Raw genomic sequence first — 25,304 nt, 5'->3', positions numbered from 1 at the left:
TCAGGCGGCCTTCTGCATTGCGGCGGCCGTGCCGCGATAGTAATCCTGCGCCGCGGCGACGCCGCTGCCAAGGCGGATCGGGAAGCCGAGGTCGGCCATCGCCATCTCGGCGGCCGCGAGGCCGGAGAGCGCCATGACGTCGGTCAGCGAGCCGAGATGGCCGATGCGGAACACCTTGCCCGCGACTTCGCCGAGGCCGACGCCGAACGCGACGCCGTACTTGTCGGCGGCGTGGGTGACGACCTTGGTGCCGTCGAGACCCTCGGGGACGACGATCGCCGAGACCGTGTCGGAATAGAGATCGGGCGAGGCGGCGCAGAGCTTCAGGCCCCAGCCGGCGACGCCGCGCCGGATCCCCTCGGCGATGCGATGGTGGCGGGCGAAGACGTTCTCGAGCCCCTCCTCGTTCAGCATCTCGAGCGCGGTCGAGAGGCCGCAGAGCAGCTGCACGGGGGGCGTGTAGGGATAGCCGCCCTTGGCGTTCGCGCCGAGCATGTCGCGGACATCGAGGAACGCGCGGTGGCCCTTCGCGGTCTCCATCGCGGCCATCGCCTTCGGCGAGAAGCCGACGATGGCGAGGCCGGCGGGCAGCATGAAGCCTTTCTGGCTGCCGGTGACGGCGGCGTCGACGCCCCATTCGGAAAAGCGGAAGTCCATCGAGGCGATCGAGGAAACACCGTCGACGAAGAGCATCGCCGGGTGGTTGGCGGCATCGAGGGCGCGGCGGACGGCGGCGACGTCGGAGCGGACGCCGGTCGCGGTCTCGTTGTGGGTGACGAGGACGGCCTTGATCGTGTGATCCTTGTCGGCCTTCAGCGCCTCCTCGAACTTGTCGGCCGGGCAGCCGGTGCCCCACGGCGCGTGGACGACCTGCATGTCGAGGCCGTGGCGCTGGCAGAGGTCGATCCAGCGGTGCGAGAACATGCCGTGGCGCGCCGCCAGAACCCGGTCCCCCGGCGACAGGGTGTTGGTGACGGCCGTCTCCCAGCCGGCGGTGCCGGTGGCCGGGAAGAAGGCGACCTCGCCCTCGGTCATCTTCAGGACATCCTTCACGCCCCGGAACAGCGGCTTGAACAGCGCCGTGAAGCTCGCCGAGCGATGGTCGATCGTGGGGACGTTGACCGCCGCACGCAGCCGCTCGGGAATGTTCGTCGGGCCGGGGATGAAGACGGGGTTCTGGCTGGACATGGGCGCTTCCTCTCGTTTCTGCCGATCGGTGTACCAGCCGGGCGGCGAATCGACAATTTTTTTGAAATATTTTTTCATGAATGCCGAAAATAGAGCAGGATGCTGGTTTCCTTCGCGTTTTCGTTTTTCGTTTCGGCGTCGGGCGCTTGGCCCGGGCGCCGCTGGTGCCGAGAGGTCAGAGGATGAAGTCGGCCGCGGTGTAGCTGCTGGCGCTGACGGACGCGCCGTCGTTGATCGCGAGATCGAACTCGGGCTCGAGGCCGCCGGTGACGCTGCCGCGGTTGGCGACGGTGCTCTCAAAGCTGGCCGTGAAGGCGGCGCCGGTGGCGCCGATCCGGCCGCTTGTGCCGACGGTGAGGTCGAAGGTCTGGCCGAGTTCCGAGAAGACACCGCCGTTGATCGTCGCATGCAGGTTGTCGAGGCCCGCGGCCGCGAAGATGTTATATTCGCCGTCGTTGTAAAGGCTTACGTCCTTGTGGAGGATTGAGCGGTTTCCTCGGTACAGCAGCGACGCGCGGTTCTTCCCGGAGGCTGCCGCGCGGTCTTCAATGACTGCGAATCGAGGATGCGCCCGACGCCGGGACTTTGCCAGAGGTGTTCGGCCCGCGCGGTGCTCGGCGCGTCAGCGAGGCTCGATTTCGGTCGCGAGCCACCAGACGGTGCCGTTCGGGTCGGCGACGCCGCCGCGGCGGTCGCCGTCGCCCTTCTCGGCGACCGGCTGCTCGACGGTGCCGCCCGCGTCGATGGCGCGGGCAAAGGCGGCGTCGACGTCGGGGAGATAGACGTGGACGTGTGCGGGTGGCACGCCGGGATACTGGCCGCACATCACGACGGTGTCGTCGATGCGCACCTCGGCGTGCTGGATGGTGCCGTCGTCGGCGCGCTTGAGAAAGATCGGCTCCGCGGCGAAGACGGCCCGGACGAAGGCGAGCGTGGCCTCGGCGTCCGGGACGATGAGATAGGGGGCGACACTGGTGTGGCCTTCGGGTTTGTAGGGCATGGCTTCCTCCCGGAGTCTGCAACGCGCGAGGGAGCCAACCGTTCGGAGGGGCGATGGAAAGCACGCAGAAGCGCAGCCGGGGCCGGCCGAAGGCGTTCAGCCCGAACCCCGAGCAGACGACGGTTCAGGCGCTCGACCGGGCGCTCGTGATCCTGAAGGTGCTTGCCGAGGCCGAGGGGATGAGCCTGACCGAGCTTGCGGAGGCATCGGGGCAGGCACCGGCGACGGTGTACCGCGTTCTCTCGACCTACGCCGCGCACGGCATGGTGGAGGTGCAGCCGGCGACGCAGCTCTGGTTCATCGGGCAGGCGGCGTTCCGCGTTGGCTCGGCGTTCCTCGGGCGCACCAGCCTCGTCGAGCAGGCCCGCGTCGTCATGCGGGAGCTGATGGCGGACACCGGCGAGACGGCGAACCTGGCGATCGCCGACGGTGGACAGGTGGTGTTCCTGAGCCAGGTGGAGACCCACGAGCCGATCCGGGCGTTCTTCCGCCCCGGCACGCGCGGCCCGATCCATGCAAGCGGCATCGGCAAGGCGCTGCTCGCCTATCTGGCGCCGGCGGTGGTGGAGCGGATCGTGCGGGAGCAGGGGCTGGCGTCGTTCACCCCGAAGACGATCACCGACCCGGGTCGGCTGGCGGCGGAGATGGCCGAGATCCGGGCGCGCGGCTGGGCGGTGGACGACGAGGAGCGTACGGAGGGGATGCGCTGCATCGCCGCGCCGATCTTCAACGAGTTCCGCGAGGCGGTGGCGGGCGTCTCGATCAGCGGGCCGGTGGTGCGGATGGACCGGGAGCGGGGCCGCGGGTTCGGCGAGCGGGTGCGGGCGGCGGCCGACCGGATCACCGAGGCGATCGGGGGGAGGGCGGCGTGACCGGATCGCCGAGATCGACGTAGTTCTCCGGGCGGAAGCGCGGGGTGCAGAGGCAGTGGAATTCCAGCGGCACGTCGCCGGTGGCGGTGATGCGCTGGGGGATGCCGGGCGGGATCAGCACGCGGTCGCCGGGGGCGACGGGCGCGGAGGTGCCGGCGATCTCGACGATGCCGGTGCCCGACAGGATCACGTAGCGCTCGACGGTGCCGGTGACGGCGTGCAGGCGCGTGGTCACGCCCGGGGAGACGCGCGCGAGGGCGAGCGAGGCGTCGGGGCTCTCGGCGATGTTGAGAAGCTCGGTGATCGAGCAGCGCTCGTCGGTCATGAACTCGGCCGGGAACGGGCCGGGGACGAGCCAGGGCGGCATCGGCGACTCCTCGCGCGGGACTGGCGCGACTATCGCGGGCGGAGGAGTAGCGTTCAAGCGCCCGGGGCGCGAGGCACTTGCGCCGCCCGAACGCCTCTGGCTCGGGCGGCGATGAAGATCCCGGCTGGGCCGGGCCGGTTACTGGTTGTCGCGGTCGAACTTCGCCGCGGCGATCTCGGTCAGCGACAGGTTGGCGGCTTCGGCGGTCGAGAGGCCGGCGTTGGCCACCAACTGCGCCCGGGAATGATCGTCGATCGAGCGGGTCGCGAGCGAGGCGCCGAGGCTGCCCGGGCGGATCTGGCCGGAGTCGCTGGCGTCGCGGGTGAACTTCACCGCCGCGATCTGGCCGAGCGTCAGGCGCTCCGCGGCGTCCGCCGTGAGGCCGGCGGTACGGGCGAGGTTGGCGCGGCCCTCTGCGCTGGCCTGCGCTGCGGGCTGCGCGTTCTGGGTGAAGCCGGCATCGCGGTTGAACTTCGCCTGGGCGATCTCGGTCAGGCTGAGGCCGGCCGCTTCCGACCGGGTGAGGCCGGCGTTGGCGGCGAGCTGGCTGTCGGCGAGCGCCGGGCCGGCGAGAGACAGGGCGAGGGCGGCGGCAAGGGGGGTCAGATAGGTCTTCATGACGGTCACTCCGTGGTCGGCTCATTCTCCCGAGGATCGGTAGATGCCGATGCATGGAGATATATGCCGATGCATGGAGGTGGCAATGTGGATGCGCTTGCATATATCGCAACGCTGCGTTTCCCGATCGGCACCCCTGCGGCCCGTCCCTCCGCTGGCTTGTTGCGTTGGCTGCGAGCGCATATGTTTCTGGCCATGTCACATCCCGAGCCCTGTGAATCCGCCGTCCGCGCCTGGTCGCAGCTGATGCGCGCGCATCAGGCGGCGGTGACGCACGTGCAGGGCGCGATGAAGGCGGCCGACCTGCCCTCGCTCGGCAGCTACGACGTGCTGCTGGAGCTGGAGCGGGCAGGCGATCAGGGGGTGCGGCCGGTTGCGCTGGAGCGCGAGCTGGCGATGCCGCAATACGGCCTGTCACGGCTGCTGGCGCGGCTCGAGGACATGGGGCTGGTCGAGCGGCGCAGCTGTCCGGGGGACGGCCGGGGGCAGACGGTGTTCGTCACCGACGCGGGCCGCGAGATGCGGCGGCGGATGTGGTCGGTCTACGCGCCGGCGCTGCACGAGGCGATCGGTCGGCGCCTGTCGGCCGAGGAAGCCGAGGGGCTGGCCGAGCTGCTCGGCCGGCTGCTGGCGCCGGGTTCGTGCGGCACCGCCGAGGGGCGTTGACAGACACGAACCCGGCGTGTCACGCCTGCGCGAGCCACCGACCCCCGGGAAACCGGCTTGTACGATCTCGTCATCACCAATGCTCTCGTGGTCACGGCTGACGCCGCCGGCACCGTCATGCCCGATGGGGCCGTGGCGGTCTCGGGCGGGCGGATCGCCAGGATCGGGCCGGCGGCGGAGATCGGCGGCGATCCGGCGGCGCGGGGGGCGTCGGAGGTGATCGACGCGGGCGGCATGCTGCTGATGCCCGGCCTCGTCAACATGCACTGCCACGCCGGCGACAGCCTGTTCCGCGGGCTGGTCGAGGACCTGCCGCTCGAGCCATGGTTGCAGACCGTGTGGAAGGCGGAAGGCGCGATCCTCGACCGCGAGACGGTGCGGCTCGGGGCGACGCTCGGGTTTGCCGAGCTGCTGCTCGGCGGCGTCACCACCACGATGGACATGTTCTGGTATCCCGACGAGACGGTCGCCGCCGCGCGCGCCGTCGGGATGCGGGTGGCGGCGGGCGGCATCTTCTTCGACGGGCGCGGCATGGACCGGGTGGACGGCCCGGCGCGGCTGGCCGAGGCGGCGGCGTTCTTCGATCGCTTCGGCGCCGAGGAGGACGTGTTCCCCGGCTGCCTGCCGCATGGCGCCTACACCGTCGGGCCCGAGAGCCTGCGGGCGGCCAAGGCGCTCGCCGACGCGCGGGGCGGATTCTTCTGCACCCATGCGGCCGAGACGCGGGCGGAGCGGCTGGACATCGAGACGCGCTATGGCCGGTCGGTGATCCGGCATCTCGACGCGCTCGGCCTGCTCGATGCGCGGACGGTGCTGGCGCACTGCGTCTGGCTCGATGACGAGGAGATCGCGCTCCTGGCCGAGCGCGGTGCGACGGTCGTGCACAACCCGATGTCGAACCTCAAGCTCGCGAGCGGCTTTGCCCGGGTGCCGGAGATGCTGGCGGCGGGGGTGAGGGTCACGCTCGGGACCGACGGGGCGATCTCGGGCAACGATCTCGACCTCTGGATGGCGCTCCGGCTGGCGGCGACGCTGCACCGGGCGGCGTCGCTCGATGCGCGGGTGGTGACAACGGCGCAGGCGCTGGCCATGGTGACACGCAATGCGGCCGCGGCGCTGGGCGCGGCGGATCGGCTGGGCACACTGGAACGGGGGAAGCTCGCGGACATGATTCTTGTCGACTTGCGCCGGCCGCACGCGGTGCCGCTGTTCGATGCGGCGACGCACCTGGTGTTCTCGACCGCGAAATCCGACGTGCGGCACGTCTTTGTCGCCGGGCGGCAGGTGGTGCGCGATGGTGCGCTGGTGCAGCACGACCTAGACGGCACCCTCGACCGGGTGGCCGCGCTGGCGCCGCGGATCGCGGCGAGCGTGCGGGCATGAGCGGCGAGCGGCTGACGGCCGCGATGGACGCGCTGGCGGGCCGGACGGGCGCGCCGGTCGAGGTCGCGCTCATCCTCGGCTCGGGTCTCGGCGGGCTCGCCGATGCGGTGGAGGTGGATGCGACCATCCCCTACGGCGAGATTCGCGGGCTGCCGGTTGCGACGGCCCCGGGGCACGCCGGGCAGCTGGTGATCGGACGGCTGGCCGGGCGCCGGGTGGCGCTGATGCAGGGGCGGCTGCACCTCTACGAAGGGCTGACGCCCGCCGACATCGCGCTTTCGGTGCGCATCCTGCGCCGGCTGGGCGCCGGGGCGCTGGTGGTGACGAATGCCGCCGGCGCGCTCGACCCGGGCTTCGTGCCGGGCGATATCATGCTGATCGAGGACCACCTGAACCTGACGGGGGCAAACCCGCTGATCGGCCGGAACGACCCGTCGATCGGCCTGCGGTTCCCGGACATGTCACGGGCCTATGATCCGGCCTATCGGGATCTGGCGCGGGCGGTCGCGGCCGAGGCGGGCATTGCCCTGCGCACGGGGATCTATGCCGGCGTCACCGGCCCGTCGCTCGAGACCTCGGCGGAGCGGCGTTGCATGCAGGCGTCCGGCGCGCAGGCGGTGGGCATGTCGACGGTGCACGAGGTGATCGCGGCCGTGCACTGCGGCCTGCGGGTGCTGGCGTTCTCGGCGATCACCAATGAGGCGACCGGCGGGCCGGACCAGGGCGAGGACACCATCGAGCGCGTGCTGGAGCGGGCCGAGCAGGCCGGCAAGACCCTCGGCGTGCTGCTGGAGCGCCTCCTGCCGGCGCTCTGAGGCGCGCATGGGCGCGATCTGCGGCGGACGGGAGGGAACGCGCGGCAAACACGGACGTTTTACCACTCAGCCGAGCATTTCCTCGATTGACGGTTGAGCATTCGTTCACCATATACGCCCGACCGCACGTCAAGAAGCGGGTATGTCAGGCAGAGCTTAACGAGTTGTTAGGAACCGTCGTTCACGAATAGGGGTAAACCGGAGGGGATCCCTTGAACGCCAAGCTTGTCATCCTGCTGATCTCCGCCGCTCTCGGCGCTGCCGGTGGCGTGGGGATCTCGATTGCAGCCGGCTGGGGACTTCTCGGCGGCGTGCTGATGTACAGCGCCGGAGGCTCCACGAGCCTGTTCGCCGCCAGCCTGCTGATCCTCGCCGCGGAACGTCCCGCCGGGCGCGCCGCGCACGCCTGACGCCGGGCACTCGCCCTCGCCTCAGCCGGGGGCGACGAGCGGGTCGACCAGCGTTCGCCCGCCATCCACCGACAGAATCTGACCCGTGACGAAGCTTGCCGCCGGCGAGGCGAGGAAGAGGGCTGCCTCGGCGCATTCCTGCGGCTCGCCGGTTCGCCCGAGCGGCGTGAGCCGCGTCAGGGCATCGGTCAGGTCCATATCCGGGATGGCCGCGGCCAGCGCCGCGCCGGGCATCCCGCCGATCGCCAGCGCATTGACCCGAATGCCCTGTGGCGCGAGCGCGAGCGCGAGCACGCGGGTCAGCTGCTCGACCGCGGCGCAGGCCACCGAGAAGCCCAGAAGCTCCGGTGCGGCCCGCTGGCCCAGCACCGACGAGATGTTGAGGATGGCGCGGTCGGCCGGGCGGCGCTCCTCCTCCGCGAGCGCGGTCATGCGCCGGGCGGCGAGCTGACTGAGCCGCAGGGTCGCCACCACGTTTTCGCGCAACGACGCCTCGAGCCCGTCGCCGTCCGGGTCGAGCGGCTTCGAGGCGACGAGCAGCCGGCTGGCGTTCACCAGCACGTCGAGGCCGTCGAACATGTCGAGCGTCGCGGCGAGCAGGTTCGACATGGAGAGCTTTTCGCGCAGGTCGGCCGGGAACGCCTGCGCCTTGCCGTCCCAGCCCTCGGCGCCGAGCGCGGCCGCCTCGCGGGCGAGGCGGGTCTCGTCGACGTCGGACAGCGTGACGTATGCGCCCGCGCGCACGAAGCGACGGGCGATGGCAAGGCCGATGCCGCGCGCGGCGCCTGTCACGATCACCGACCTGCCGGCCATCCCTGCCATGCCACCCCCCAAGGCTTGCCCCGCGGCCGAACCTAGCCGAGCGGGCGGCCCGGCGCGAGGCTCTTGAGGTCGGCCCGCGCGGCGCCCATAGATCGGCGATGGAGCGGCACTTCGACCATATCGTCGTCGGCGCGGGCACTGCGGGTTGCCTGCTCGCGAACCGGCTGAGCGCCGACGCCGCCGCCCGGGTGCTGCTGCTCGAGGCGGGAGGATCGGACAGCTACCACTGGATCCGCATTCCGATCGGCTATCTCTACTGCATCGGCAATCCACGCACCGACTGGATGTACATGACCGAGCCCGATCCCGGGCTGAACGGCCGGCGGCTGCGCTATCCGCGCGGACGGGTGCTCGGCGGTTGCTCGTCGATCAACGGGATGCTCTACGTCCGCGGGCAGGCGCGGGACTTCGACGCCTGGGCCGAGCTGACCGGCGAGGACGCGTGGTGCTGGCAGAACGCGCTGCCGGATTTTCGCGCGCACGAGAGCAACTGGCGGCTCGATGGCGGGCGGGATGCGGCGGCAGAGGCAGTCCACGGGCGCGCGGGCGAGCTGCGGGTGGAGCGCCAGCGGCTGAAGTTTCCGGTGCTCGAGGCGTTCGCCGCCGCCTGCGTCGAGGCCGGGATCCCGGCGCGGGCCGACTTCAACGATGGCGACAACGAGGGCGTCGGCTTCTTCGAGGTGACGCAGCGCCGGGGCTGGCGCTGGAGCGCGGCGAGCGCGTTCCTCCGGCCGATCCGGGGGCGGGCGAACCTGACCGTGCGGACGGGGGCGGAGGTTGACCGCCTGCTGATCGAGCGGCGGCCGGAAGGGCTCGCCTGCACCGGCGTGCTGCTGCGGGGCGGCGAGCGTCTCACCGCCCGGCGCGGCGTGGTGCTGTCGGCCGGCGCGGTCAACAGCCCGAAGCTCCTGCAGCTCTCCGGCCTCGGGCCGGCGGACCTGCTCGCGGCGAACGGCATCGGGGTCGTCGCCGATCTGCCGGCGGTGGGCGGCAACCTCCAGGACCACCTGCAGATACGGAGCGTGTGGAAGGTGACGGGGGCGGGCACGCTGAACGAGCTGTCCCGCGGGCTCGGCAAGGCGCGGATGGCGCTCGAGTACGCATTGCGGCGCCGCGGGCCGATGAGCATGGCCCCGAGCCAGCTCGGCGCCTTCACCCGCTCGGAGCCGGGGCGCAACCATGCGAACGTCGAGTTCCACGTGCAGCCGCTGAGCCTCGATGCCTTCGGCGAGCCGCTCCACGCGTTCCCGGCGATCACCGCGAGCGTCTGCAACCTCAATCCCACCAGCCGCGGGCGGATCGACATCGCGAGCCCGCGGGCCGAGGATGCGCCGCGGATCCGGCCGAACTATCTCTCGACCGACGAGGACCGCCACGTGGCCGCCGAAAGCCTGCGGCTGACCCGCCGGGTCTGCGCCCAGCCGGCGCTCACGCGGTATGCGCCGCAGGAGTGGAAGCCCGGGGTGGCGATCCAGACCGACGACGACCTGATCCGCCATGCCGGCGACATCGCCACGACGATCTTCCATCCGGTCGGCACCACGGCGATGGGCAGGGACGGTGATCCCGAGGCGGTGCTCGACCCGCACATGCGGATGCGCGACGGCCGCGGCGGCCTCGTCGCCGGCCTGCGGGTGGTGGATGCGGGGGCGATGCCGGTGATCCCGAGCGGCAACACCAACGCGCCGGTGCTGATGATGGCGGAGAAGGCGGCGCGGTGGATCCTCGCGGAGGGGTGAGGGGTGTTTGACGGCTGGTGCGTGAGAGGCTGGCGACCCGACTGCGCGACGGTGGAGAAAGCCCCCGGCCTTCGCGGGGTGAAACGGTGACGCCAGACGGATTTGGCGGGTGACAAATCCGTCCGCGTCTGCCCCGTCGTGCCGCAGGCACGCCTCCGGCGTGACGGGGGGCAGGCGCGTTGCCGCGCCAGCCGGGGCAGCCACGGACGGATTGGCGCCCTTCCGCAGAAATCTCCACCCCTGACGGCCTCCGCGCGGTCCCCGCGCTCCCCGCCGTTGGCGCGGCCAACGCAGTGCGTTGGCTTGTCGCGCCGGTGACTCGCGTGCGCGAGCGCACGCTTCGGTCGATCGGTACGTGGTGGTCCGGACCCCTCACCTCCGCGCCCGCCGGCCCGGCACCTGCCCCCCTTGCTCTCCCTCTCCGGCCCCGCCACTCTCCCGCCAATCGCAGGGGAGGCCCGACCATGATCCGCACCGTCGTCTGGAACGAGTTCGTCCACGAACAGGAAAACCCGCTCGTCCGCTCGATCTATCCCGAGGGGATCCACGCGACGATCGCCGAGGCGCTGGGGCGTGATCGGGCGATCGCCGCATCGACGGCGGTGCTGCCGGAAGAGGAGCACGGGCTGCCCGCCGAGCGGCTGGCCGAGACCGACGTCCTGCTCTGGTGGGGACACAAGGCCCATGGCCGCGTCGACGATGCGATCGTCGAGCGGGTGGTGCAGCGGGTATGGGAGGGGATGGGGCTGATCGTGCTCCACTCCGGGCACTTCTCCAAGCCGTTCAAGCGGCTGATGGGCACGCCGTGCAGCCTGCGCTGGCGCGAGGCGGGAGAGCGGGAACGGATGTGGGCGATCAACCGCTCGCACCCGATCCTCGCGGGGCTCGGCGACCGGATCGAACTGCCCAACGAGGAGATGTACGGCGAGCCGTTCCTGGTGCCTGAGCCGATGGAAACGGTGCTCATCAGCTGGTTCGAGGGCGGCGAGGTGTTCCGCTCCGGCATGACGTGGCAGCGCGGGGCGGGCCGGATCTTCTACTTCCGGCCGGGGCACGAGACGTATCCGACGTACCACGACGCGACGGTGCAGCAGATCCTGCGCAACGCCGTCCACTGGGCGCACAACCCGGCCCCGGCATGGGGCGACGTCTCCGAGGCGCCGAACGTGCCGGTCGACACGGCGCCGGAGCGGATCGAGCAGAAGGGCGGGTCGCTGCACAAGGCCGGCGAGGAGGGCTATCGGTGAGCGGGGGCGAGCAGAGGCTGTTGATGGTCGGCACCGGCGCGATGGCGCGCGCGCACGCGCAGCGCTTCGCCGCGCTGCCGGGGTGCCGGATGGTGGCGGCGGTCGACGTGACCGACGAGCGGGCGCGCGACTTCGCGGCGGCGTTCCAGATCCCGGTGGCGTTCGGATCGCTCGGCGATGCGATCGCTTGGGGCGAGTTCGACGCGGCGGTGAACTCGACGCCGGACGGGGCGCACAAGGCGACGACGCTGCAATTGCTCGAGGCCGGCAAGCCGGTGTTCTGCGAGAAGCCGCTGGCGGTGAACTACCCGGACGCGCTCGAGATGACCGAGGCCGCGGAGGCGGCGGGCGTCGTCAACATGGTCAATCTCACCTATCGAAACGCTGCGGCGGTGCAGATGGCGCGGCAGATGGTGATCGACGGCCAGATCGGCGAGGTGCGCCATGTGCAGGCGAGCTATCTGCAGAGCTGGCTCACCGGGCGGCACTGGGGCGACTGGCGCACGGAGGAGCGCTGGCTCTGGCGGCTGTCGTCGGCGCACGGGTCCAAGGGCGTGCTGGGGGATATCGGGGTGCATATCCTCGATTTCGTGACCTACGGCACCGGCCTCGACATCGTGGCGCTGTCGGCGAAGATGCGGACGTTCGACAAGGCCGACGGCGGCGTGATCGACGTCTACAAGCTCGACGTGAACGACAGCGTGGCGATGACGGCGGAGTTTTCGAACGGCGCGCTCGGGGTCATCCACATGAGCCGCTACGCCACGGGCAAGGCGAACGACCTCGACCTGCTGATCCATGGCGAGAAAGGGGCGCTGAAGGTCTGGGCCAATTCGGACGGGTCGAGCCTCGAGGTCTGCCTCGGGCCGGACATCGAGACGCAGACGTGGAAGCCGCTCGACTGTCCGCCGACGCCGCGCAACGAGACGCGGTTCCTGATCGCGCTGCTTTCTGGCGAGAACGGCGACCCGAGCTTCCGCCACGCGGCCGAGGTGCAGCGCCTGCTCGACCTCGCGTTCGTGTCGGACGCGGAGGGGCGGATGCTGGCGGTGGGCGGCTAGCCCACCAGCCAGAGCGCGAGATAGAGCACGGCCATGCCGCCGAAGATCGCCGCCAGCAGGTTGCGGGTGGCGATGCCGAGCGCGAGCGCGGCGAGGCCGGCGAGGAGCCGCGCGGGATTGGTCTCGCCGCCTGTCGCGTGCGGCCAGACGACGAGCGGCGCGGCGATCGCCGGCATCACCGAGACCGGCACATAGCGCAGCATCCGCTCTGCCCACGCCGGCAGCGAGCGGTCGCCGACGAGCCCGATGAAGGAGTAGCGGATCAGGAAGGTGCCGGCGGCGACGGTGACGATCAGGATCCAGATGCGCGCGCTGTCGCTCATCGCCGCTTCTCCTGCCAGACTTCGGCCAGGGCGCCGGTCGTCATGCCGCCGAGGGCGGCGACGAGCAGGCCGAAGCTGTAGGGCAGGCCGGCGAACGCCAGCGCGAGGACGACGGAGACGAGCGCCGCCGCCATCTGCGGCAGGGTGCGCAGGCCGGGGCCGAAGATCGCGATGAAGGTGATCGGCACGGCGAAGTCGAGGGCGAAGGCGGGCGGGATCGCCCGGCCGAGTGTCGCGCCGAGCCACGTGGCGAAGTACCACGGGATGCAGATCGGCACGGCGCCGCCGAAATAGTGGACGAGCCGCTCGGTCGGTGTCATCGGCGGGCCGAGGGCGACGCGGTTCATCGCCACGCCATAGGTCTGGTCGGTGAGGCAATAGGCGGCGAGCGCGCGGGCGAGCGGCGGGGTGGCGCCGATCTGCTGGGCGAGCGAGGCCGAGTACATGGCGAGGCGCAGGTTGACGGCGAGCGCGGTGACGATGGCAACGATGAGCGGCGCGTGCTCGGACAGGAGCTGCAGCGCGGTGAACTGCGAGGCGCCGGCGATGACGAGCACGGTCATCGACGTCATCTCGGTCAGGCTCCACCCGGCCTCCGACGCGAGGACGCCGAACAGCATGCCGAAGGGGACGATGACGATGAGGAACGGCAACCCGTCGCGAAAGCCGAGCCAGAAGGCGCGGCGCAGGGCGGGTGTGTCGGGACGGGCGGCCGCGTCGGTCAATGGAGCCTCCGGCGGCGCAGGTGCCGGGCCGCGCGGCCCGGACGTTCTAGCGTCCCGGCGCGGGCACATGCAACGGGAGGCGGGGCGGTGATCGTCGGGGTGATTCTGGCAGGCGGGCGGGCGTCGCGGATGGGTGGCGGCGACAAGGCGCTGCTCCGCCTCGGCGGGCGCCCGCTGGTCGCGCGGGTCGCCGAGCGGCTGCGCCCGCAGGTGGAGGCGGTACTGCTCAATGCGAACGGCGATCCCGGGCGGTTCGCCGGGCTCGGGTTCGAGGTGGTGGCCGACACGGTGCCCGACCTGCCCGGGCCGCTCGCCGGCGTGCTGGCCGGGATGGAGCGCGCGGCGGCGATGGGGGCGGCGGCCATCGTCACGGCGCCCTGCGACGCGCCGTTCCTGCCACGCGACCTCTGCACCCGTCTGGCCGGGGCGGGGCCGTTCGTGCTGGCGGCGGGCGGCGACGGGCGGCGGCACCCGACCTTCGGGCTCTGGCCGGTGGACCTGCGTGTGCCGCTGCGGGCCGGGATCGCCGCGGGGGCGCGGCGGGTGGGGGCGTGGATGGCCGAACACGGCGCCGTCGTGGCACGCTTCGACGACGAGGACGCGTTCTTCAACGTCAACGAGCCGGGCGATCTGGTGGCGGCAGAGGCGCGGGTGGCACGCCTGGGTTGAGGAGGCTTGCCGGCGTCCGTGTTTTCCCGGAAGGGAGGAGGCGCGGCGGAATCGCCCGCGCCTTTGCCCGACGAGCCCCCGATTGCGACCGCGCCTGCTCTCCCGACCGGCTCTGCACACCACCGGCTTCTATGTGGCGTTGTTCCTGGCGACGGGGGTGCACCTGCCGTTCTGGCCGCTCTGGCTGGCCGACTGGGGGCTGAGCGCGTCGGAAATCGCGCTCTACACCGCGGTCGGCATCGCGGTGCGGGTGGTGGCGGGGCTGATCATCCCGGCGATCGCCGACCGGCTCGATGCCCGCCGCTGGACGCTGGCCGCATGTGCCGCGGGCGGCGCGGCGCTGTTCCTCGCGCATCTGGCGATCGACACCCGGCCGGTGCTCCTGGCAGCCACGATCGGCACCGGCGTGGCGTTCGCCGGGATCACGCCGATCTCGGAGGCGCTGGGCCTTGCCGCGGCGCGGGCGTGGAATTTTCCCTACGCCCAGGCGCGCGGGATCGGGTCGTCGGGCTATCTGGCGGCGAACGTCGTGGCCGGGCTGCTGATCGGCTGGACCGGGTCGTGGGTGGCGCTCTGGTGGATCGCCGCGTGCCTGCTCGCTGCGGCGGTGCTCGCGGTGGGGCATCCCGGCGGCGGGCGCGGCCGGGCGTCGACGCTGCCGCCGCGGCTGGGCGAGATGGGGCGGCTGATGGTGAACGGCACGTTCCTGCTCTTCATCGGCACGGTCGCGTTCCTGCAGGCGAGCCACGCGGTGCTCTATTCGCTGGCGACCATCCACTGGCGCGACCTCGGCGTGAGCGACGGCGATATCGGCCTGCTGTGGGCGGTTTCGGTGGCGGCGGAGATCCTGTTCATGGTGCTGGTCGGCACGGCCGTGGTCGAGCGGCTGGGGCCGGTCCGGACCATGGCGCTCTCGTGCCTTGCCGGGGTGCTGCGCTGGGGGGTGATGATGTTCGACCCGGTGGGCGCCTGGCTGTGGCCGATCCAGGCGCTGCACTGCCTCACCTTCGGGGCCGGGCACCTCGGGGCGATGGCGTTCATCGCCCGTGCGGTGCCGGATCGGTATGCGGCGGCGGCGCAGGGCGCGTCGGCGACGATGGCGGCGGGCGCGGTGATGGCCTTCGGCATGGTGGTGGCCGCCTGGCTCTATCCGGCGCTGGGCGGGCGCACCTACGGCATCGGGCTCGCGTTCTCGGCGATCGGGCTCGGCCTCTGCGTCGCACTCGGCCGGCGCTGGCGCGGCGGCGAGATCGCGGTGTGACCGCGCGCCGCCCGGCCGGTCAGGGCCTCGGCCGGGGGGCCGGGCGGTCGGCGCGGATCACCTTGTAGATGCCGCCCTCGTCGAGCTTTTCCACGTGCTTGAACGCGGCGGCGAGCGGGCCCTCGTAGGGCAGCTGTCGGTTTGCCACGAGGAACAGCGAGCCCGACGGCTTCAGGATGCGCGCGGCGGCGGCGATGAAGGCGGCGCCGAGGTCGGGCTCGGCGGCCCGGCCCTGGTGGAACGGCGGGTTGGAGATCACCGCATCGTACCGCGCGACCCCGGCGCCGAGCGTGGTCGCGTCGCCCCAGTGAAAGCGGGCGCGCGGATCGGCGATGTTGGCCCGGGCTGCATCGAGCGCGCGCGCGTCCGCCTCGTAGAGGTCGAGCTCGGTGATGCCGGGGTTGCCGTCGAGCGCCTGCGCCGAGAGCCAGCCCCAGCCGGCGCCGAGGTCGGCCACGCGACCCGAGAGCCGCCCCGGCAGCTCGGCGGCGAGGCGGCGGCTGCCCGGGTCTGCATGGTCGGGCGAGAACATGCCGGGCGCGGCGAGAAAGCCGTCGGCATTCGCCCGAAGCTCTGCACCCGCCGCCCAGTCGGCCGCCACGTCGGGCAGCTGCGCCGGGCGGTCGAGCCAGACGACGCGGCCGTGCGCCTTGACGAAGCTGCCAGCCTCGTCGCCCGCGTCGGCGAGGAGCGCCCGCGTCACCTGCCGGGTCAGCGCGTCGACGCCGTCGGCCTTCGAGCCGGCGATCACCAGCCGGCCGCCCGGGTCCAGCATCCCGAGCCCGCGCGCGACGAGGCCGAGATTCTCTGCCCGGCTGCGCCCGAGGCAGACCACGACCGCCGCGGCCCGGGTGTCGTCGGGAAGCCGCGGCTCGACCTGGCGATTCGCCCGGGCGAGGGCGTCGAATGTCGGCCGGAACGTCTGCTCGCAGAGCGCGGCGGGCACGAGGTCGAGAAAGGCGCCGGGCGCGGCGCGGAGGACGGCCACGGCGCCCTCGGGCAGCGCGAGGGCGCCGCTCTCGACGGCGAGGGCGAGTCGGTCGCGATTGGTCATGAGCGGCAGGGCGGTCGCCCTACTCCTTTTCCATGGTGCACTGCAGGGGGTGCTGGTTGCGCCGGGCGTAATCCATCACCTGCGTCACCTTGGTCTCGGCGATCTCGAAAGAGAACACGCCGACCACCGCGAGGCCCTTGCGGTGAACGGTCATCATGATGTCGACCGCCTGATGGCGGTCGATGCCGAAGAAGCGTTCGAGGACATGGACCACGAAGTCCATGGGCGTGTAGTCGTCATTCAGCAGCAGCACCTTGTAGAGCGGCGGTCGCTCCGTCCGCGTGCGCGTTTTGGTGAGAAGGCCGGCGCTGCCGCCAGGGTTTCTCGGATCCGACGCTGTCATCCTGATTCCAAGGGCCAGAGGCCGAAATGTAACGGGTTGGCGTCTACTATAAGCGTTCGGCTGAAATTGGGAAGGGGCGGGGCATGACGTGTCGTCACGCCACGCGACGGGCATGCGCGGGCGGCGTCGGCGTGGGGGGCGTCAGGCAGCAAAAACCCCGGTGGCTGGGCCACCGGGGAAGGTACTCGTCATTCTCGCTCGATACGGGCCGCCAGGGAGGATGAGCGCCCGCGAGAGCGTACCAATCAAGAAACGGCGCTCAGAGGCTGAAGGACTTCATCGCCTCGGTGGCGGCGGTCACGCGCGCGCCGATCGGGGCGCTGATGTCCTTGGCAGCGGCGACGTAGATCTCGTTCATCTTGGTCGCCTGGCTCACGAAGCCCTCGAACGCGGACTGCGCAAAGGAGGTCTGCTTCTCGAACAGCTCGGTCAGGGTCTTCGCGGAGGCGAAATCCTGGGCGGCGGCAACGCCGTCCTCGAACGACTTCTTCGAGTAGGCGGAAATCTCGGTGCCGATGCCTTCGGCGGCCTTGGCGGCGATCTCGGACGACTTCACGAGAGCGTCGACATTCTCCTGCGAGAACGTGGTGAAGCCTTCGACACCCTTCGAGAACTTCTCGAACTGCTCGGTGGCGGTCTTCTGGGCGTCGGCGACGAAGGTCTCGACCTTCGCGGTCGCTTCCTGCACGGCGTTCTGGGTGACGTCGAGGGTCTTCTCGGCAGCAGTCTTGGCGGTCGCGGCGCGGGTGGTCATCTTCTCAATCTCCGGTTTATCGTTCCTCCGATGACATGGGTATACAGGCGATGCTGCATTGCGTCAACAACTTTTGCTGCACTGCATCATGACGTAGGGTAAATTGGCGCTCGGGCACGCGAGCCACACTGCCGCATGCCTTGAAACAAATGTGTTTTCGAGTCGGGAGGCCCATGCTAGCTTAACCGAAAATAAAGCATTCGCCGCGTAGCGTTTGCGATAAACCCGAGGCAAGGCGTCGCAGCACGCCGGAGGCAGTGATGTTCCAGACCGTGTCGCGCGGGGTGATTCTCGCCGTTGTAATGCTATTGCTCGGGACCATGGCGCAGGCCCAGCAATTCGCCACCGTGGTGATGGACGCGCGCACCGGCGCCGTGCTGAAGGCGGTGAACGCCGACAACCGGGCGTATCCCGCGTCGCTCACCAAGATGATGACGCTCTACATCGTCTTCGACGAGCTGAAGTCCGGGCGGATGTCGCTCGACCAGCAGGTGACGATTTCCGAGCACGCGGCGAGCGAGCCGCCGTCGCGCCTTGGCCTGCGGGCGGGCCAGACGATCGAACTGCGCTATTTGATTCGCGCCGCCGCCATCAAGTCGGCGAACGACGCGGCGACGGCGCTCGGCGAGGCCGTGGCCGGGTCCGAGGCGGCATTCGCGGCGCGGATGAACGCCTATGCCCGCGCGATGGGCATGACCAACACCACCTTCAAGAACGCCAACGGGCTGACCCGCGAGGGGCATCTGTCGACCGCGCGCGACATGGCGACGCTGGGGCGGCGGCTGGTCTACGATTTCCCGCAGTATTACAACATCTTCGGCCGGACCTCGACCTCGGCCGGGCTGTCGACGGTGAAGAACACCAACCGCCGGCTGCTCGACGCCTATCCGGGCGCGGACGGGATCAAGACCGGCTACACCAAGGTTGCCGGGTTCAACGTCGTCTCCTCGGCGCAGCGCGGCAATCGCCGGGTTATCGTCGCGATCCTCGGCGAGCGGTCGACGGCGCAGCGCAATGCCGATGCCGCGAAGCTCATGGACTTCGGCTTCTCGGCGATGCCGGCTGTGGCGGCGGTGGTGCCGCCTGCGCCGCTGCGCACGCTGGTCGCGTCGGCCGCACCCGTCGCGAAGGTGGCCGCGCCGCAGCCGAGCGTGTCGGAAGCGATGCCGGTGGTCGCGGACGCGAGCGGCGCGCTGGCGCTGACCCGGCCGCTGCCGCGCGCGCTCGACAGCGCCGAGATCAGCCGCAACAGCGCCAGCATCGCCGCGGCCATCGCCGAGGTGAATTCCGAGTTGGCGACTCAGGCGACGCGCTCTCCGGCGATGGAGGCCGGGGCGCGGCCGCTGCCGCGGCCCGGTGTCGCGTCCGCGGCGGAGCCTGCGTCCGAGCCTGTCGCGCTGGTGGGCCGCGCCTCGACCTTCGCCGTCGCCGAGGCGGTCCTGCCGCAGCGCCGCGACGTGGTGGCCGAGGACGACGCGCTGCCGGCGAGCCCGGCCGGCACCACCGGCGGCAACGAGTGGGGCGTGCAGCTCGGCTCGTACCGCGCCAAGGGCGATGCGGAGCGGCAGCTCCTGACCACGGCGCTGATGGATGTGCCGGCGCTGTCCGGCGGCCTGCGCCGGGTCGAGGCCGCGCGCGTGCAGGGCGTCACCGTCTACCGCGCGCAGTTCGTCGGGCTGGACCAGAAATCGGCCCTCGCGGCCTGCGCCTCGCTGGCCCGGATGCAGGCCGACTGCCTGCCGCTGGCGCCGGGCATCTGATCCCGGCGCCCGGTCGGGGCACCCGTCACAGGATGAAGTCGTCGGCCGTATAGGCCGACGCGCGGACGCCGTGGTCGTCGATGACCAGCCGCAGCTCGACGGCGCGATCCGAATCGGTGTTGGCGAGGACCACGGTATAGCGGCCCTGGTCCACCACGCGCAGGTGCCGGCCGGCACTGCCCCCGAACGCGAAGCTCTGGTTCCCCGCGACGGCGGTGTTGGCGTCGATCGCGGAGACGTCGATCCGGTCGCCGTTGCCGGCACCGGGCGCGTCGAACCCGTCGAGCGTGTCGGAGCCGGTCGCAGGCGATTCGCTGCCGCTGCGGAAGGCGAAGGTGTCGCGGCCCTCGCCGCCCGAAAGCTGGTCGGCGCCGCGTCCGCCCCAGAGCACGTCGTTGCCCGCGCCGGCCAGGAGGCGGTCGTTGCCGGTGCCGCCCGACAGCGTGTCCTTCCCGGCGCCGCCGCCCATGACGTCGTTGCCGTCGCCGCCGCGTAGGACATCGGCACCGTTGCCGCCGGTCAGCGCGTCGTTGCCGAGGCCGCCGTCGAGCGTATACTCGCCCGAGCCGCTGCCGGCCTGCAGCGTGTCGTTGCCGCCGAGGCCACGCAGGGTGCCGGCGGGATCGGTGCCGGCGATCCAGTTGTCGGCGGCGTTGCCGGTGAAGGTCGCCAGTACCTTCACCATCTCGATGTTGGCCGGCAGCTTGAAATTGCGCTCGAGCTGGCGGTTCATCAGATAGAGCGTGTCGTTGCCGCCGTCCGCCTGCTCGATCACCGTCGCGCGGGCGTAGAGAACATAGGTGTCGTCGCCGCCGCGTCCGGCGAAGACGTCGCCCTCGGCCCGGGCCGAGGAGATGAACATCTCCGACCGCGCGCCACCGTTGATGCGCTCGCCGTGCTCGCTCAGGTGGATGCCGGCGGTGTTCAACCGCTCGTCGAGAAGCGCCGCCATGGTGCGGTGGATGCGACTGTCCCGGACGGTGAGGCCCTCGCCCGTGTCCATGTCGAGGCGGTTCGTGTGCTCGTATGGGTCGCGGCCGACGTCGTAGAGCTCTTCGCGGCCGTCCGGGTACAGGCTGTAGCGGATATCCCCGAAGGCCGGCAGGGTGGCGCGCAGTGACACGATGCCCTCGACCAGGCTGAGCGCCACGCCCTTGCCGGAGTCGGGATCGAACCAGCTGGCGTTCGGGTGCCGGGCGAGGGGCATCAGGCTGGTGCCGTCGAGCCGGAGGCCGTCCGGCCGGTCGACGCCCATCAGGTCGAGGACGGTGGGGTAGAGATCGACGAGGTTGACGACCGAGCTGGCGTGCTGGCCGCCGACGCCATCGGGCTCGACGATGACGAGCGGCACCTCGGTCGTCGTGCGCCAGGGCGTGTTCTTCTGCCAGCGCGACTGGTCGCCGAGGTGAAAGCCGTTGTCGCTCCAGAGCACGATGGAGGTGTTCGCGGCGAGGTCGGGGTCGGCGGCGAGGGTGTTGAGCACGCGGCCGATCTTGGCGTCGGCGTAGCTCACCGACGCCAGATAGCCGTGGATGTAGTCGACCCAGAGGTCCAGGTCGGCGGCGATCGTCGCCGCGACCGAAGCCGGGCGGTTCATCGGCGGCACGTCGAAGTACTCGTCGATCGCCGGCAGGATCGTGCCGTCCGCGAGGCTCTTCAGCAGCGCCGCGCGGATGTCCGACTCGTCGTAGAGGTTCCAGTAGGCGGTGGGGACCACCCAGTCGAGATGCGGCCGGCTGATGCCGACGCCGAGATAGAACGGCTGGGTCAGGTCGCCCGCCTGATTGGCGAGGAAGCCGACCGCGGCGGCCGTCGTCTGGGCGTCGCGGAGGTTGTCGACCCCGGTGTAGTGGCCGCTGACGAACGGCGAGGTGTGCCAGACCTCGTCGTGGCGGATCTGCGAGGCCTGGCCGTCGGTGGCCGGGTAATAGAAGTCGTCGAACAGGATCCGCTGATTCGCCGCCGAGATCGGGTCGTCGTGGAAGTTCTTGCCGTACATCGCGACGTAGACGCCGGCCTGCCGCAGCACCGCGGGCAGCGTCTCGCTCGGGTCGTTGCGGTCGTACCAGGGAATGTCGTTGTCGAGGATGCCGGTGGCGCTGGGCTGGCGGCCGGTGAAGACGCTGGAGCGCGACGGGTTGCAGAGCGGCACCTGAGCGATCGCCCGGTCGAAGGTGATGCCGTCGTCCATCAGCCGGTCGATGTTGGGCGTGACGACCAAAGAGGCGAAATTTCCCCAATCCGCGACGGATCGCATGTCGTCGATGGTGAACATCACCACGTTTCTGGCTGGCATGGCGGGGTCTCCGGCGGTTGCTCTTGGCCTTGGGCGATGGTTGCGCTGGCCGAGTTCTTGTCTGGTCTTGGCTTTCACGCCGGTCGCCAAGAGTTCCAGACCTGCGGGCCGCCCGCTTTACCATCGGCGGCCGGCCGGCTAGGACCCGCCGACCGCAACCGGAGCACCGGCATGACCGACCCGACAGATGCCCCGTGGACCGCGCGGGTGCTGACGCTGATGCCGGAGATGTTTCCCGGGCCGCTCGGCCTGTCGCTGATCGGGCGGGCGGTGGAGCGCGGGCTCTGGCGGCTGGAGGTCGCGAACCTGCGCGACTGGGCGACCGACCGGCACCGCACGGTGGACGACACGCCCGCCGGCGGTGGCGCCGGCATGGTGTTGCGCGCGGATGTGGCGGCCGCGGCGCTCGACGGCTTGGCGACGGGGCTGCCAGCGGCGGACTGGCCGGTGATCTATCCCTCGCCGCGCGGCCCGCGGCTCGACCAGGCCCGGGTGCGGCGGCTGGCGGCGGGGCGGGGGGTGACGATCCTCTGCGGCCGCTTCGAGGGGATCGACGAGCGGCTGATCGCCGCGCGCGGGGTGGAGGAGCTGAGCCTCGGGGACTTCGTGATGACCGGCGGCGAGATCGCGGCGATGGCCTTGATCGACGCCACCGTTCGCCTTATACCGCGCGTTCTGGGCAATCTTGAGTCGACGGTGGAGGAAAGCTTCGCCGGCGGCCTTCTCGAGCACCCGCAATACACCCGCCCGCCCGAGTGGGAAGGTCTGGCGATCCCCGAGGTTCTCCTCTCGGGACATCACGGACGGATCGCCGCATGGCGACGCTCGGAAGCGGAGCGGCTGACCAAGGAACGTCGTCCCGACCTCTGGCGGGCCTACGTGGCGGGGGAGACCGGCGCCACGGCAGCAGACCCGGCAGGAGAGGCAGAGCTTCTCGGACGCGCACACCTCCGCCGCAAACGGCGGGCCAGAGAAGGACGATTGCCGATGAACATCATCGCGCAGCTCGAAGCCGAGCAGATCAAGGCGCTCGGCAAGGAGATCCCCGATTTCGCGCCGGGCGACACGGTTCGCGTCGGCTACAAGGTGACCGAGGGCACCCGCTCGCGCGTTCAGGCGTACGAGGGCGTGGTGATCGGTCGCAGCGGCGGCGCGGGCATCGGCGCCAGCTTCACCGTCCGCAAGATCAGCTTTGGCGAGGGCGTCGAGCGCGTCTTCCCGCTCCACTCGCCGAACATCGACGGCATCACCGTCGTGCGCCGCGGCAAGGTCCGCCGCGCGAAGCTCTATTACCTGCGCGAGCGCCGCGGCAAGTCCGCCCGCATCAGCGAGAAGACCAACTATCGCGAAAAGTCCGAGAGCTGAGGGGACCGATCATGAAGCAGGACATTCATCCCGACTATCACTTCATCGAAGTGAAGCTCACCGACGGCACCTCGTACCGGACGCGCTCGACCTACGGCAAGGAAGGCGACACGCTGGTGCTCGACATCGACCCGTCGGCGCATCCGGCCTGGACCGGCGGCTCGGCGAGGCTCATGGACACCGGCGGCCGGGTGTCGAAGTTCAAGAAGAAGTATGAGGGGCTCGGCTTCTGATTTCGGACGCGATCGCGGCCCGGGCCGCGACCGAGCTGAAGCGCGCCGCCGGCGGGGAGGGATCCCGGCCGGCGGCGCGGTCGTTTCAGAGCACGAAGTCGGCGGCGGCGTAGGCCGCGGCGGCCGTTCCGCCATCGTCGAGCACGATGCGCAGCTCGCTCGCGGCGCTGGCGTCGACGTTGCCGAGCACGATGCTGCGGCCGCCCTCCTCGACCACGCGCAGGTGGCCTGCGCCGGTGCCGCCGAAGACGAAGGCCTGGTCGCCGGCGAGATCGGCGCGCGCGTCGATCGCCGAAAGGTCGATCCGGTCGCCCGCCGCCGCGCCGGGCGCCTGGAAGTCGGTGATGGTGTCGGCCGCCGCCGGCGTGGAATGGCCTGCGGCAAAGACGAAGGTGTCGCGATCGCCGCCGCCGGCGAGGCGGTCGGCGCCGAGGCCGCCGGTCAGCGTGTCCTTGCCCGCACCGGCCGTGAGGATGTCGCTTCCGCCGCCGCCGGTGAGGACGTCGGACTTGTCGCCGCCCGACAGGCTGTCGGCGCCGTTGCCGCCGAGCAGCGTGTCCGCGCCGTTGCCGCCGGCAAGCGTGTCGTTGCCCTCGCCGCCGTCGAGGGTGAAGCCGTCGCCGTTGCCCGCGTGGATCCGGTCGTTGCCGCCCAGCCCGGACAGCGTGCCGGAGCGGCCGGTGGCGTAAATCCAGTTGTCGGCGGCATTGCCGGTGCCGAAGCGCGCCACCTCGAGCATCTCGACGTTGAGCGGCAGCCGATAGCTCGAACTCGATCGCGCCGTTGAGCAGCACGATCTGATCGCGCCCGCCGCCCGCCGCCTCGGTGACGGTGGCGGATGCGTAGAGCAGATAGGTGTCGTCCCCGGCCCCGCCGGCGAAGGCGTTGCTGCCGGCGCCCTTGGTCGAGACGAACATCTCGTCGCCCGCAGTGCCGGCCAGCGCCCGGGTGCCGTCGCCGAGATGCAGGCCGGCATCGGCGGCGCGCTCGTCGAGGAGCGCCTGCATCCTGGCGAGCAGCCGGTCGTCGCGATCGGTGAGGCCGTCGCCGGTGCGGTAGTTCAGGCGATTGACGTGCTCGTCCGGGTCGCGCGTCAGGTCGTAGAGCCTCCTTCGTCCCGTCGGGATAGCGCGTATAGCGCAGGTCGCCCTCGCCGGGGATCTGCGCCCGGATCGAGACGACGCCGTACATGGTCGTCAGCGCCACGCCCTTGCCGGTGTCGGGATCGTACCACGTCCGCGTCGGATCGCTGACCAGCGGCACCAGGCTGGTGCCGGCGAGGTCGAGCGCCTTCGGCCGGTCGATTCCCATCAGGTCGAGGACGGTCGGGTAGATATCGGTCAGGCTGACCACCTGGCTCGCCACCTTGCCGCCGCTGGCGTCGGGGTCGACGATCACGAGCGGCACCTCGGTCGCGGCGCGCCACGGCGTCGACTTTTCCCAGCGGTTCTTGTCGCCGAGATGAAAGCCGTTGTCGCTCCAGAGCACGATCGCGGTGTCCGCGGCGAGGTCCGGGTCGGCGGCGAGGGCGTCGAGCACCTCGCCGATCTTGGCGTCGGCGTAGCTCACCGACGCGAGATAGCCGTGGATGTAGTCGACCCACGCGTCCATGTCGCCGTTGACCGAGTTGTAGAGCTGGCCGGTCATCGGCGGCACGTCGGTCAGCTCGGTCCGGCCAGGCAGGATGGTGCCGTCCGCGAGGCTGGCCTGCAGCGCGGCACGGATGGCGTCCTCGTCGTAGAGATCCCAGTACGCGGTGGGGACCACCCAGTCGAGGTGCGGGTGGCTGATGCCGACGCCGAGGTAGAACGGCTTCGCGAGATCGGGCGCCGTGTCGGTCAGGAAGTCGACCGCCGCCGCCGCGGTCTGCGCGTCGCGGAGGTTGTCGGCGCCGCCATAGTGTCCGGTCAGGAAGGGCGAGGTGTGCCAGACGCCGTCGTGCAGCACCTGTTCCGGCCGGATGTTGGTTGCGGGATAGCGGAAGTCGTCGAACAGGATCGCCCGGTCGCGGTCGGGGATCGGGTCGTCATGGAAGTTCTTGCCGTACATCGCGACGTAAGCGCCGGCCTGACGCAGCACCGCGGGCAGCGTATCCCCCGCGCTCACCCGGTCGTACCACGGCACCTGATTGTCGAGGATGCCGGTCTGCGACGGCGGCTGTCCGGTCAGGACGCTGGAGCGCGACGGATTGCACAGCGGGACCTGGGTGATGGCGTTCTGGAAGGTGGTGCCGGCGTCCATCAGCCGGTCGAGGTTCGGCGTGACGACGAGGGATGCGAAATGGCCCCAATCCGCCGTCGAGCGCAGGTCGTCGACGGTGAACATGACGAGGT

General features: G+C 71.0%; 26 protein-coding genes and 2 pseudogenes. 15 read left to right on the top strand and 13 right to left on the bottom strand.

The features are described 5' to 3' along the window. Positions 1 to 1,188 (bottom strand): L-aspartate--glyoxylate aminotransferase BhcA, encoded by a 1,188-nt coding sequence (gene bhcA / locus QM699_RS14595; protein WP_415011811.1) that lies wholly within the window; start codon positions 1,186 to 1,188, stop codon positions 1 to 3. Here bhcA and QM699_RS14590 point away from each other — a divergent pair. Then, positions 1,163 to 1,675 (top strand): hypothetical protein, encoded by a 513-nt coding sequence (locus QM699_RS14590; RefSeq protein ID WP_415011810.1) that lies wholly within the window; start codon positions 1,163 to 1,165, stop codon positions 1,673 to 1,675. The two genes, bhcA and QM699_RS14590, sit on opposite strands and share 26 nt — an antisense overlap. 135 nt (positions 1,676 to 1,810) lie before the next feature. Here QM699_RS14590 and QM699_RS14585 read toward each other — a convergent pair whose 3' ends face one another. Next, positions 1,811 to 2,188, bottom strand: a complete 378-nt coding sequence (locus QM699_RS14585) for a VOC family protein (protein WP_415011809.1) — start codon at positions 2,186 to 2,188, stop codon at positions 1,811 to 1,813. Between the two features lie 53 nt (positions 2,189 to 2,241). On the opposite strand from QM699_RS14585, the gene bhcR reads away from it, so the two are divergent. Continuing rightward, positions 2,242 to 3,060, top strand: coding sequence for an HTH-type transcriptional regulator BhcR (gene bhcR, locus QM699_RS14580; RefSeq protein WP_415011808.1), 819 nt, complete (start codon positions 2,242 to 2,244; stop codon positions 3,058 to 3,060). On the opposite strand, the gene QM699_RS14575 is transcribed toward bhcR, so the two are convergent. After that, a complete protein-coding gene (locus tag QM699_RS14575; RefSeq protein WP_415011807.1) occupies positions 3,029 to 3,427 on the bottom strand; it encodes a cupin domain-containing protein in 399 nt (132 codons plus the stop codon). The genes bhcR and QM699_RS14575 overlap by 32 nt on opposite strands. 138 nt (positions 3,428 to 3,565) lie before the next feature. After that, positions 3,566 to 4,045 (bottom strand): hypothetical protein, encoded by a 480-nt coding sequence (locus QM699_RS14570; protein ID WP_415011806.1) that lies wholly within the window; start codon positions 4,043 to 4,045, stop codon positions 3,566 to 3,568. Between the two features lie 246 nt (positions 4,046 to 4,291). Between QM699_RS14570 and QM699_RS14565 the strand changes: the two genes are divergently transcribed. The 4 genes from QM699_RS14565 (at position 4,292) to QM699_RS14550 (ending at position 7,319) form a co-directional block, all read left to right on the top strand. After that, positions 4,292 to 4,711 carry a MarR family winged helix-turn-helix transcriptional regulator gene (locus tag QM699_RS14565; RefSeq protein ID WP_415011805.1) on the top strand — a complete coding sequence of 140 codons (420 nt, stop codon included), beginning with the start codon at positions 4,292 to 4,294 and terminating at the stop codon, positions 4,709 to 4,711. Between the two features lie 57 nt (positions 4,712 to 4,768). Beyond that, on the top strand, positions 4,769 to 6,094 hold the full coding sequence (locus QM699_RS14560) for an amidohydrolase family protein (protein ID WP_415011804.1): 1,326 nt from the start codon (positions 4,769 to 4,771) through the stop codon (positions 6,092 to 6,094). Next, a complete protein-coding gene (locus QM699_RS14555) occupies positions 6,091 to 6,909 on the top strand; it encodes a purine-nucleoside phosphorylase (RefSeq protein WP_415011803.1) in 819 nt (272 codons plus the stop codon). Before QM699_RS14560 ends, QM699_RS14555 begins: the two co-directional genes overlap by 4 nt. A gap of 212 nt (positions 6,910 to 7,121) precedes the next feature. Next, positions 7,122 to 7,319 carry a hypothetical protein gene (locus tag QM699_RS14550; protein WP_415011802.1) on the top strand — a complete coding sequence of 66 codons (198 nt, stop codon included), beginning with the start codon at positions 7,122 to 7,124 and terminating at the stop codon, positions 7,317 to 7,319. A gap of 21 nt (positions 7,320 to 7,340) precedes the next feature. On the opposite strand, the gene QM699_RS14545 is transcribed toward QM699_RS14550, so the two are convergent. Continuing rightward, entirely contained in the window at positions 7,341 to 8,141 is an 801-nt protein-coding gene (locus tag QM699_RS14545) for an SDR family NAD(P)-dependent oxidoreductase (RefSeq protein WP_415011801.1), read from the bottom strand. A gap of 98 nt (positions 8,142 to 8,239) precedes the next feature. On the opposite strand from QM699_RS14545, the gene QM699_RS14540 reads away from it, so the two are divergent. The 3 genes from QM699_RS14540 to QM699_RS14530 all read left to right on the top strand — a co-directional run bounded on the left by QM699_RS14540 (position 8,240) and on the right by QM699_RS14530 (position 12,188). Then, positions 8,240 to 9,880, top strand: a complete 1,641-nt coding sequence (locus tag QM699_RS14540) for a GMC family oxidoreductase (protein ID WP_415011800.1) — start codon at positions 8,240 to 8,242, stop codon at positions 9,878 to 9,880. A gap of 464 nt (positions 9,881 to 10,344) precedes the next feature. Beyond that, a complete protein-coding gene (locus tag QM699_RS14535) occupies positions 10,345 to 11,127 on the top strand; it encodes a ThuA domain-containing protein (RefSeq protein ID WP_415011799.1) in 783 nt (260 codons plus the stop codon). After that, on the top strand, positions 11,124 to 12,188 hold the full coding sequence (locus QM699_RS14530) for a Gfo/Idh/MocA family protein (RefSeq protein ID WP_415011798.1): 1,065 nt from the start codon (positions 11,124 to 11,126) through the stop codon (positions 12,186 to 12,188). The genes QM699_RS14535 and QM699_RS14530 overlap by 4 nt, the downstream gene beginning before the upstream one ends. Here QM699_RS14530 and QM699_RS14525 read toward each other — a convergent pair. Together QM699_RS14525 and QM699_RS14520 are read right to left on the bottom strand one after the other, a co-directional pair. Next, the gene (locus tag QM699_RS14525) at positions 12,185 to 12,511 is read right to left on the bottom strand and encodes an AzlD domain-containing protein (protein ID WP_415011797.1); all 327 of its coding nucleotides are present in this window, start codon (positions 12,509 to 12,511) and stop codon (positions 12,185 to 12,187) included. The two genes, QM699_RS14530 and QM699_RS14525, sit on opposite strands and share 4 nt — an antisense overlap. After that, positions 12,508 to 13,236 (bottom strand): AzlC family ABC transporter permease, encoded by a 729-nt coding sequence (locus QM699_RS14520; RefSeq protein ID WP_415011796.1) that lies wholly within the window; start codon positions 13,234 to 13,236, stop codon positions 12,508 to 12,510. The genes QM699_RS14525 and QM699_RS14520 overlap by 4 nt, the downstream gene beginning before the upstream one ends. An 87-nt stretch (positions 13,237 to 13,323) precedes the next feature. On the opposite strand from QM699_RS14520, the gene mobA reads away from it, so the two are divergent. Together mobA and QM699_RS14510 are read left to right on the top strand one after the other, a co-directional pair. After that, positions 13,324 to 13,905, top strand: coding sequence for a molybdenum cofactor guanylyltransferase MobA (mobA, locus tag QM699_RS14515; RefSeq protein WP_415011795.1), 582 nt, complete (start codon positions 13,324 to 13,326; stop codon positions 13,903 to 13,905). 82 nt (positions 13,906 to 13,987) lie between these two features. Next, positions 13,988 to 15,166 carry an MFS transporter gene (locus QM699_RS14510; RefSeq protein ID WP_415011794.1) on the top strand — a complete coding sequence of 393 codons (1,179 nt, stop codon included), beginning with the start codon at positions 13,988 to 13,990 and terminating at the stop codon, positions 15,164 to 15,166. A 19-nt stretch (positions 15,167 to 15,185) separates the two neighbouring features. Here QM699_RS14510 and QM699_RS14505 read toward each other — a convergent pair whose 3' ends face one another. The 3 genes from QM699_RS14505 to QM699_RS14495 form a co-directional block, all read right to left on the bottom strand. Continuing rightward, positions 15,186 to 16,220, bottom strand: coding sequence for a class I SAM-dependent methyltransferase (locus QM699_RS14505; RefSeq protein WP_415011793.1), 1,035 nt, complete (start codon positions 16,218 to 16,220; stop codon positions 15,186 to 15,188). Between the two features lie 19 nt (positions 16,221 to 16,239). Next, positions 16,240 to 16,563: an ATP-dependent Clp protease adapter ClpS gene (clpS, locus tag QM699_RS14500; protein WP_415011792.1), complete on the bottom strand. Its 324-nt coding sequence runs from the start codon at positions 16,561 to 16,563 to the stop codon at positions 16,240 to 16,242. Between the two features lie 259 nt (positions 16,564 to 16,822). After that, positions 16,823 to 17,317, bottom strand: a complete 495-nt coding sequence (locus tag QM699_RS14495; RefSeq protein WP_415011791.1) for a phasin family protein — start codon at positions 17,315 to 17,317, stop codon at positions 16,823 to 16,825. Positions 17,318 to 17,577: 260 nt separating this feature from the next. Between QM699_RS14495 and QM699_RS14490 the strand changes: the two genes are divergently transcribed. After that, the gene (locus QM699_RS14490; protein WP_415011790.1) at positions 17,578 to 19,077 is read left to right on the top strand and encodes a D-alanyl-D-alanine carboxypeptidase family protein; all 1,500 of its coding nucleotides are present in this window, start codon (positions 17,578 to 17,580) and stop codon (positions 19,075 to 19,077) included. A 25-nt stretch (positions 19,078 to 19,102) separates the two neighbouring features. Here QM699_RS14490 and QM699_RS14485 read toward each other — a convergent pair whose 3' ends face one another. Further along, entirely contained in the window at positions 19,103 to 21,373 is a 2,271-nt protein-coding gene (locus QM699_RS14485) for a sulfatase-like hydrolase/transferase (RefSeq protein ID WP_415011789.1), read from the bottom strand. Between the two features lie 171 nt (positions 21,374 to 21,544). Between QM699_RS14485 and trmD the strand changes: the two are divergent. The 3 genes and pseudogenes from trmD to rpmE form a co-directional block, all read left to right on the top strand. After that, positions 21,545 to 22,306: pseudogene (trmD, locus tag QM699_RS14480) on the top strand (tRNA (guanosine(37)-N1)-methyltransferase TrmD); the annotation flags it as partial. 54 nt (positions 22,307 to 22,360) lie between these two features. Beyond that, entirely contained in the window at positions 22,361 to 22,738 is a 378-nt protein-coding gene (gene rplS / locus QM699_RS14475; RefSeq protein WP_415012762.1) for a 50S ribosomal protein L19, read from the top strand. Positions 22,739 to 22,749: 11 nt separating this feature from the next. Then, positions 22,750 to 22,971, top strand: coding sequence for a 50S ribosomal protein L31 (gene rpmE, locus QM699_RS14470; protein WP_415011788.1), 222 nt, complete (start codon positions 22,750 to 22,752; stop codon positions 22,969 to 22,971). Positions 22,972 to 23,056: 85 nt separating this feature from the next. Here rpmE and QM699_RS14465 read toward each other — a convergent pair whose 3' ends face one another. Both QM699_RS14465 and QM699_RS14460 read right to left on the bottom strand, forming a co-directional pair. Further along, on the bottom strand, positions 23,057 to 23,701 hold the full coding sequence (locus QM699_RS14465) for a M10 family metallopeptidase C-terminal domain-containing protein (protein WP_415011787.1): 645 nt from the start codon (positions 23,699 to 23,701) through the stop codon (positions 23,057 to 23,059). A gap of 584 nt (positions 23,702 to 24,285) precedes the next feature. After that, positions 24,286 to 25,296 (bottom strand): annotated as a pseudogene (locus QM699_RS14460) (sulfatase-like hydrolase/transferase); the annotation flags it as partial. Positions 25,297 to 25,304: the final 8 nt, after the last annotated feature.

This window comes from Amaricoccus sp. (genome assembly GCF_047602525.1).
Taxonomy (GTDB): Bacteria; Pseudomonadota; Alphaproteobacteria; order Rhodobacterales; family Rhodobacteraceae; genus Amaricoccus.
This window is presented reverse-complemented; position numbering and strand designations above follow the sequence as displayed.

Bases quoted from the DNA above. Each gene is read 5' to 3' on its own strand.
- QM699_RS14505 (WP_415011793.1), bottom strand. From the start codon at position 16,220: ATGACCAATCGCGACCGACTCGCCCTCGCCGTCGAGAGCGGCGCCCTC.
- QM699_RS14565 (WP_415011805.1), top strand. From the start codon at position 4,292: ATGCGCGCGCATCAGGCGGCGGTGACGCACGTGCAGGGCGCGATGAAG.
- bhcR (WP_415011808.1), top strand. From the start codon at position 2,242: ATGGAAAGCACGCAGAAGCGCAGCCGGGGCCGGCCGAAGGCGTTCAGC.
- QM699_RS14495 (WP_415011791.1), bottom strand. From the start codon at position 17,317: ATGACCACCCGCGCCGCGACCGCCAAGACTGCTGCCGAGAAGACCCTC.
- QM699_RS14485 (WP_415011789.1), bottom strand. From the start codon at position 21,373: ATGCCAGCCAGAAACGTGGTGATGTTCACCATCGACGACATGCGATCC.
- rplS (WP_415012762.1), top strand. From the start codon at position 22,361: ATGAACATCATCGCGCAGCTCGAAGCCGAGCAGATCAAGGCGCTCGGC.
- QM699_RS14585 (WP_415011809.1), bottom strand. From the start codon at position 2,188: ATGCCCTACAAACCCGAAGGCCACACCAGTGTCGCCCCCTATCTCATC.
- rpmE (WP_415011788.1), top strand. From the start codon at position 22,750: ATGAAGCAGGACATTCATCCCGACTATCACTTCATCGAAGTGAAGCTC.
- QM699_RS14490 (WP_415011790.1), top strand. From the start codon at position 17,578: ATGTTCCAGACCGTGTCGCGCGGGGTGATTCTCGCCGTTGTAATGCTA.
- QM699_RS14575 (WP_415011807.1), bottom strand. From the start codon at position 3,427: ATGCCGCCCTGGCTCGTCCCCGGCCCGTTCCCGGCCGAGTTCATGACC.
- QM699_RS14540 (WP_415011800.1), top strand. From the start codon at position 8,240: ATGGAGCGGCACTTCGACCATATCGTCGTCGGCGCGGGCACTGCGGGT.
- bhcA (WP_415011811.1), bottom strand. From the start codon at position 1,188: ATGTCCAGCCAGAACCCCGTCTTCATCCCCGGCCCGACGAACATTCCC.
- QM699_RS14535 (WP_415011799.1), top strand. From the start codon at position 10,345: ATGATCCGCACCGTCGTCTGGAACGAGTTCGTCCACGAACAGGAAAAC.
- QM699_RS14570 (WP_415011806.1), bottom strand. From the start codon at position 4,045: ATGAAGACCTATCTGACCCCCCTTGCCGCCGCCCTCGCCCTGTCTCTC.
- QM699_RS14590 (WP_415011810.1), top strand. From the start codon at position 1,163: ATGAAGACGGGGTTCTGGCTGGACATGGGCGCTTCCTCTCGTTTCTGC.
- QM699_RS14555 (WP_415011803.1), top strand. From the start codon at position 6,091: ATGAGCGGCGAGCGGCTGACGGCCGCGATGGACGCGCTGGCGGGCCGG.
- QM699_RS14525 (WP_415011797.1), bottom strand. From the start codon at position 12,511: ATGAGCGACAGCGCGCGCATCTGGATCCTGATCGTCACCGTCGCCGCC.
- QM699_RS14545 (WP_415011801.1), bottom strand. From the start codon at position 8,141: ATGGCAGGGATGGCCGGCAGGTCGGTGATCGTGACAGGCGCCGCGCGC.
- clpS (WP_415011792.1), bottom strand. From the start codon at position 16,563: ATGACAGCGTCGGATCCGAGAAACCCTGGCGGCAGCGCCGGCCTTCTC.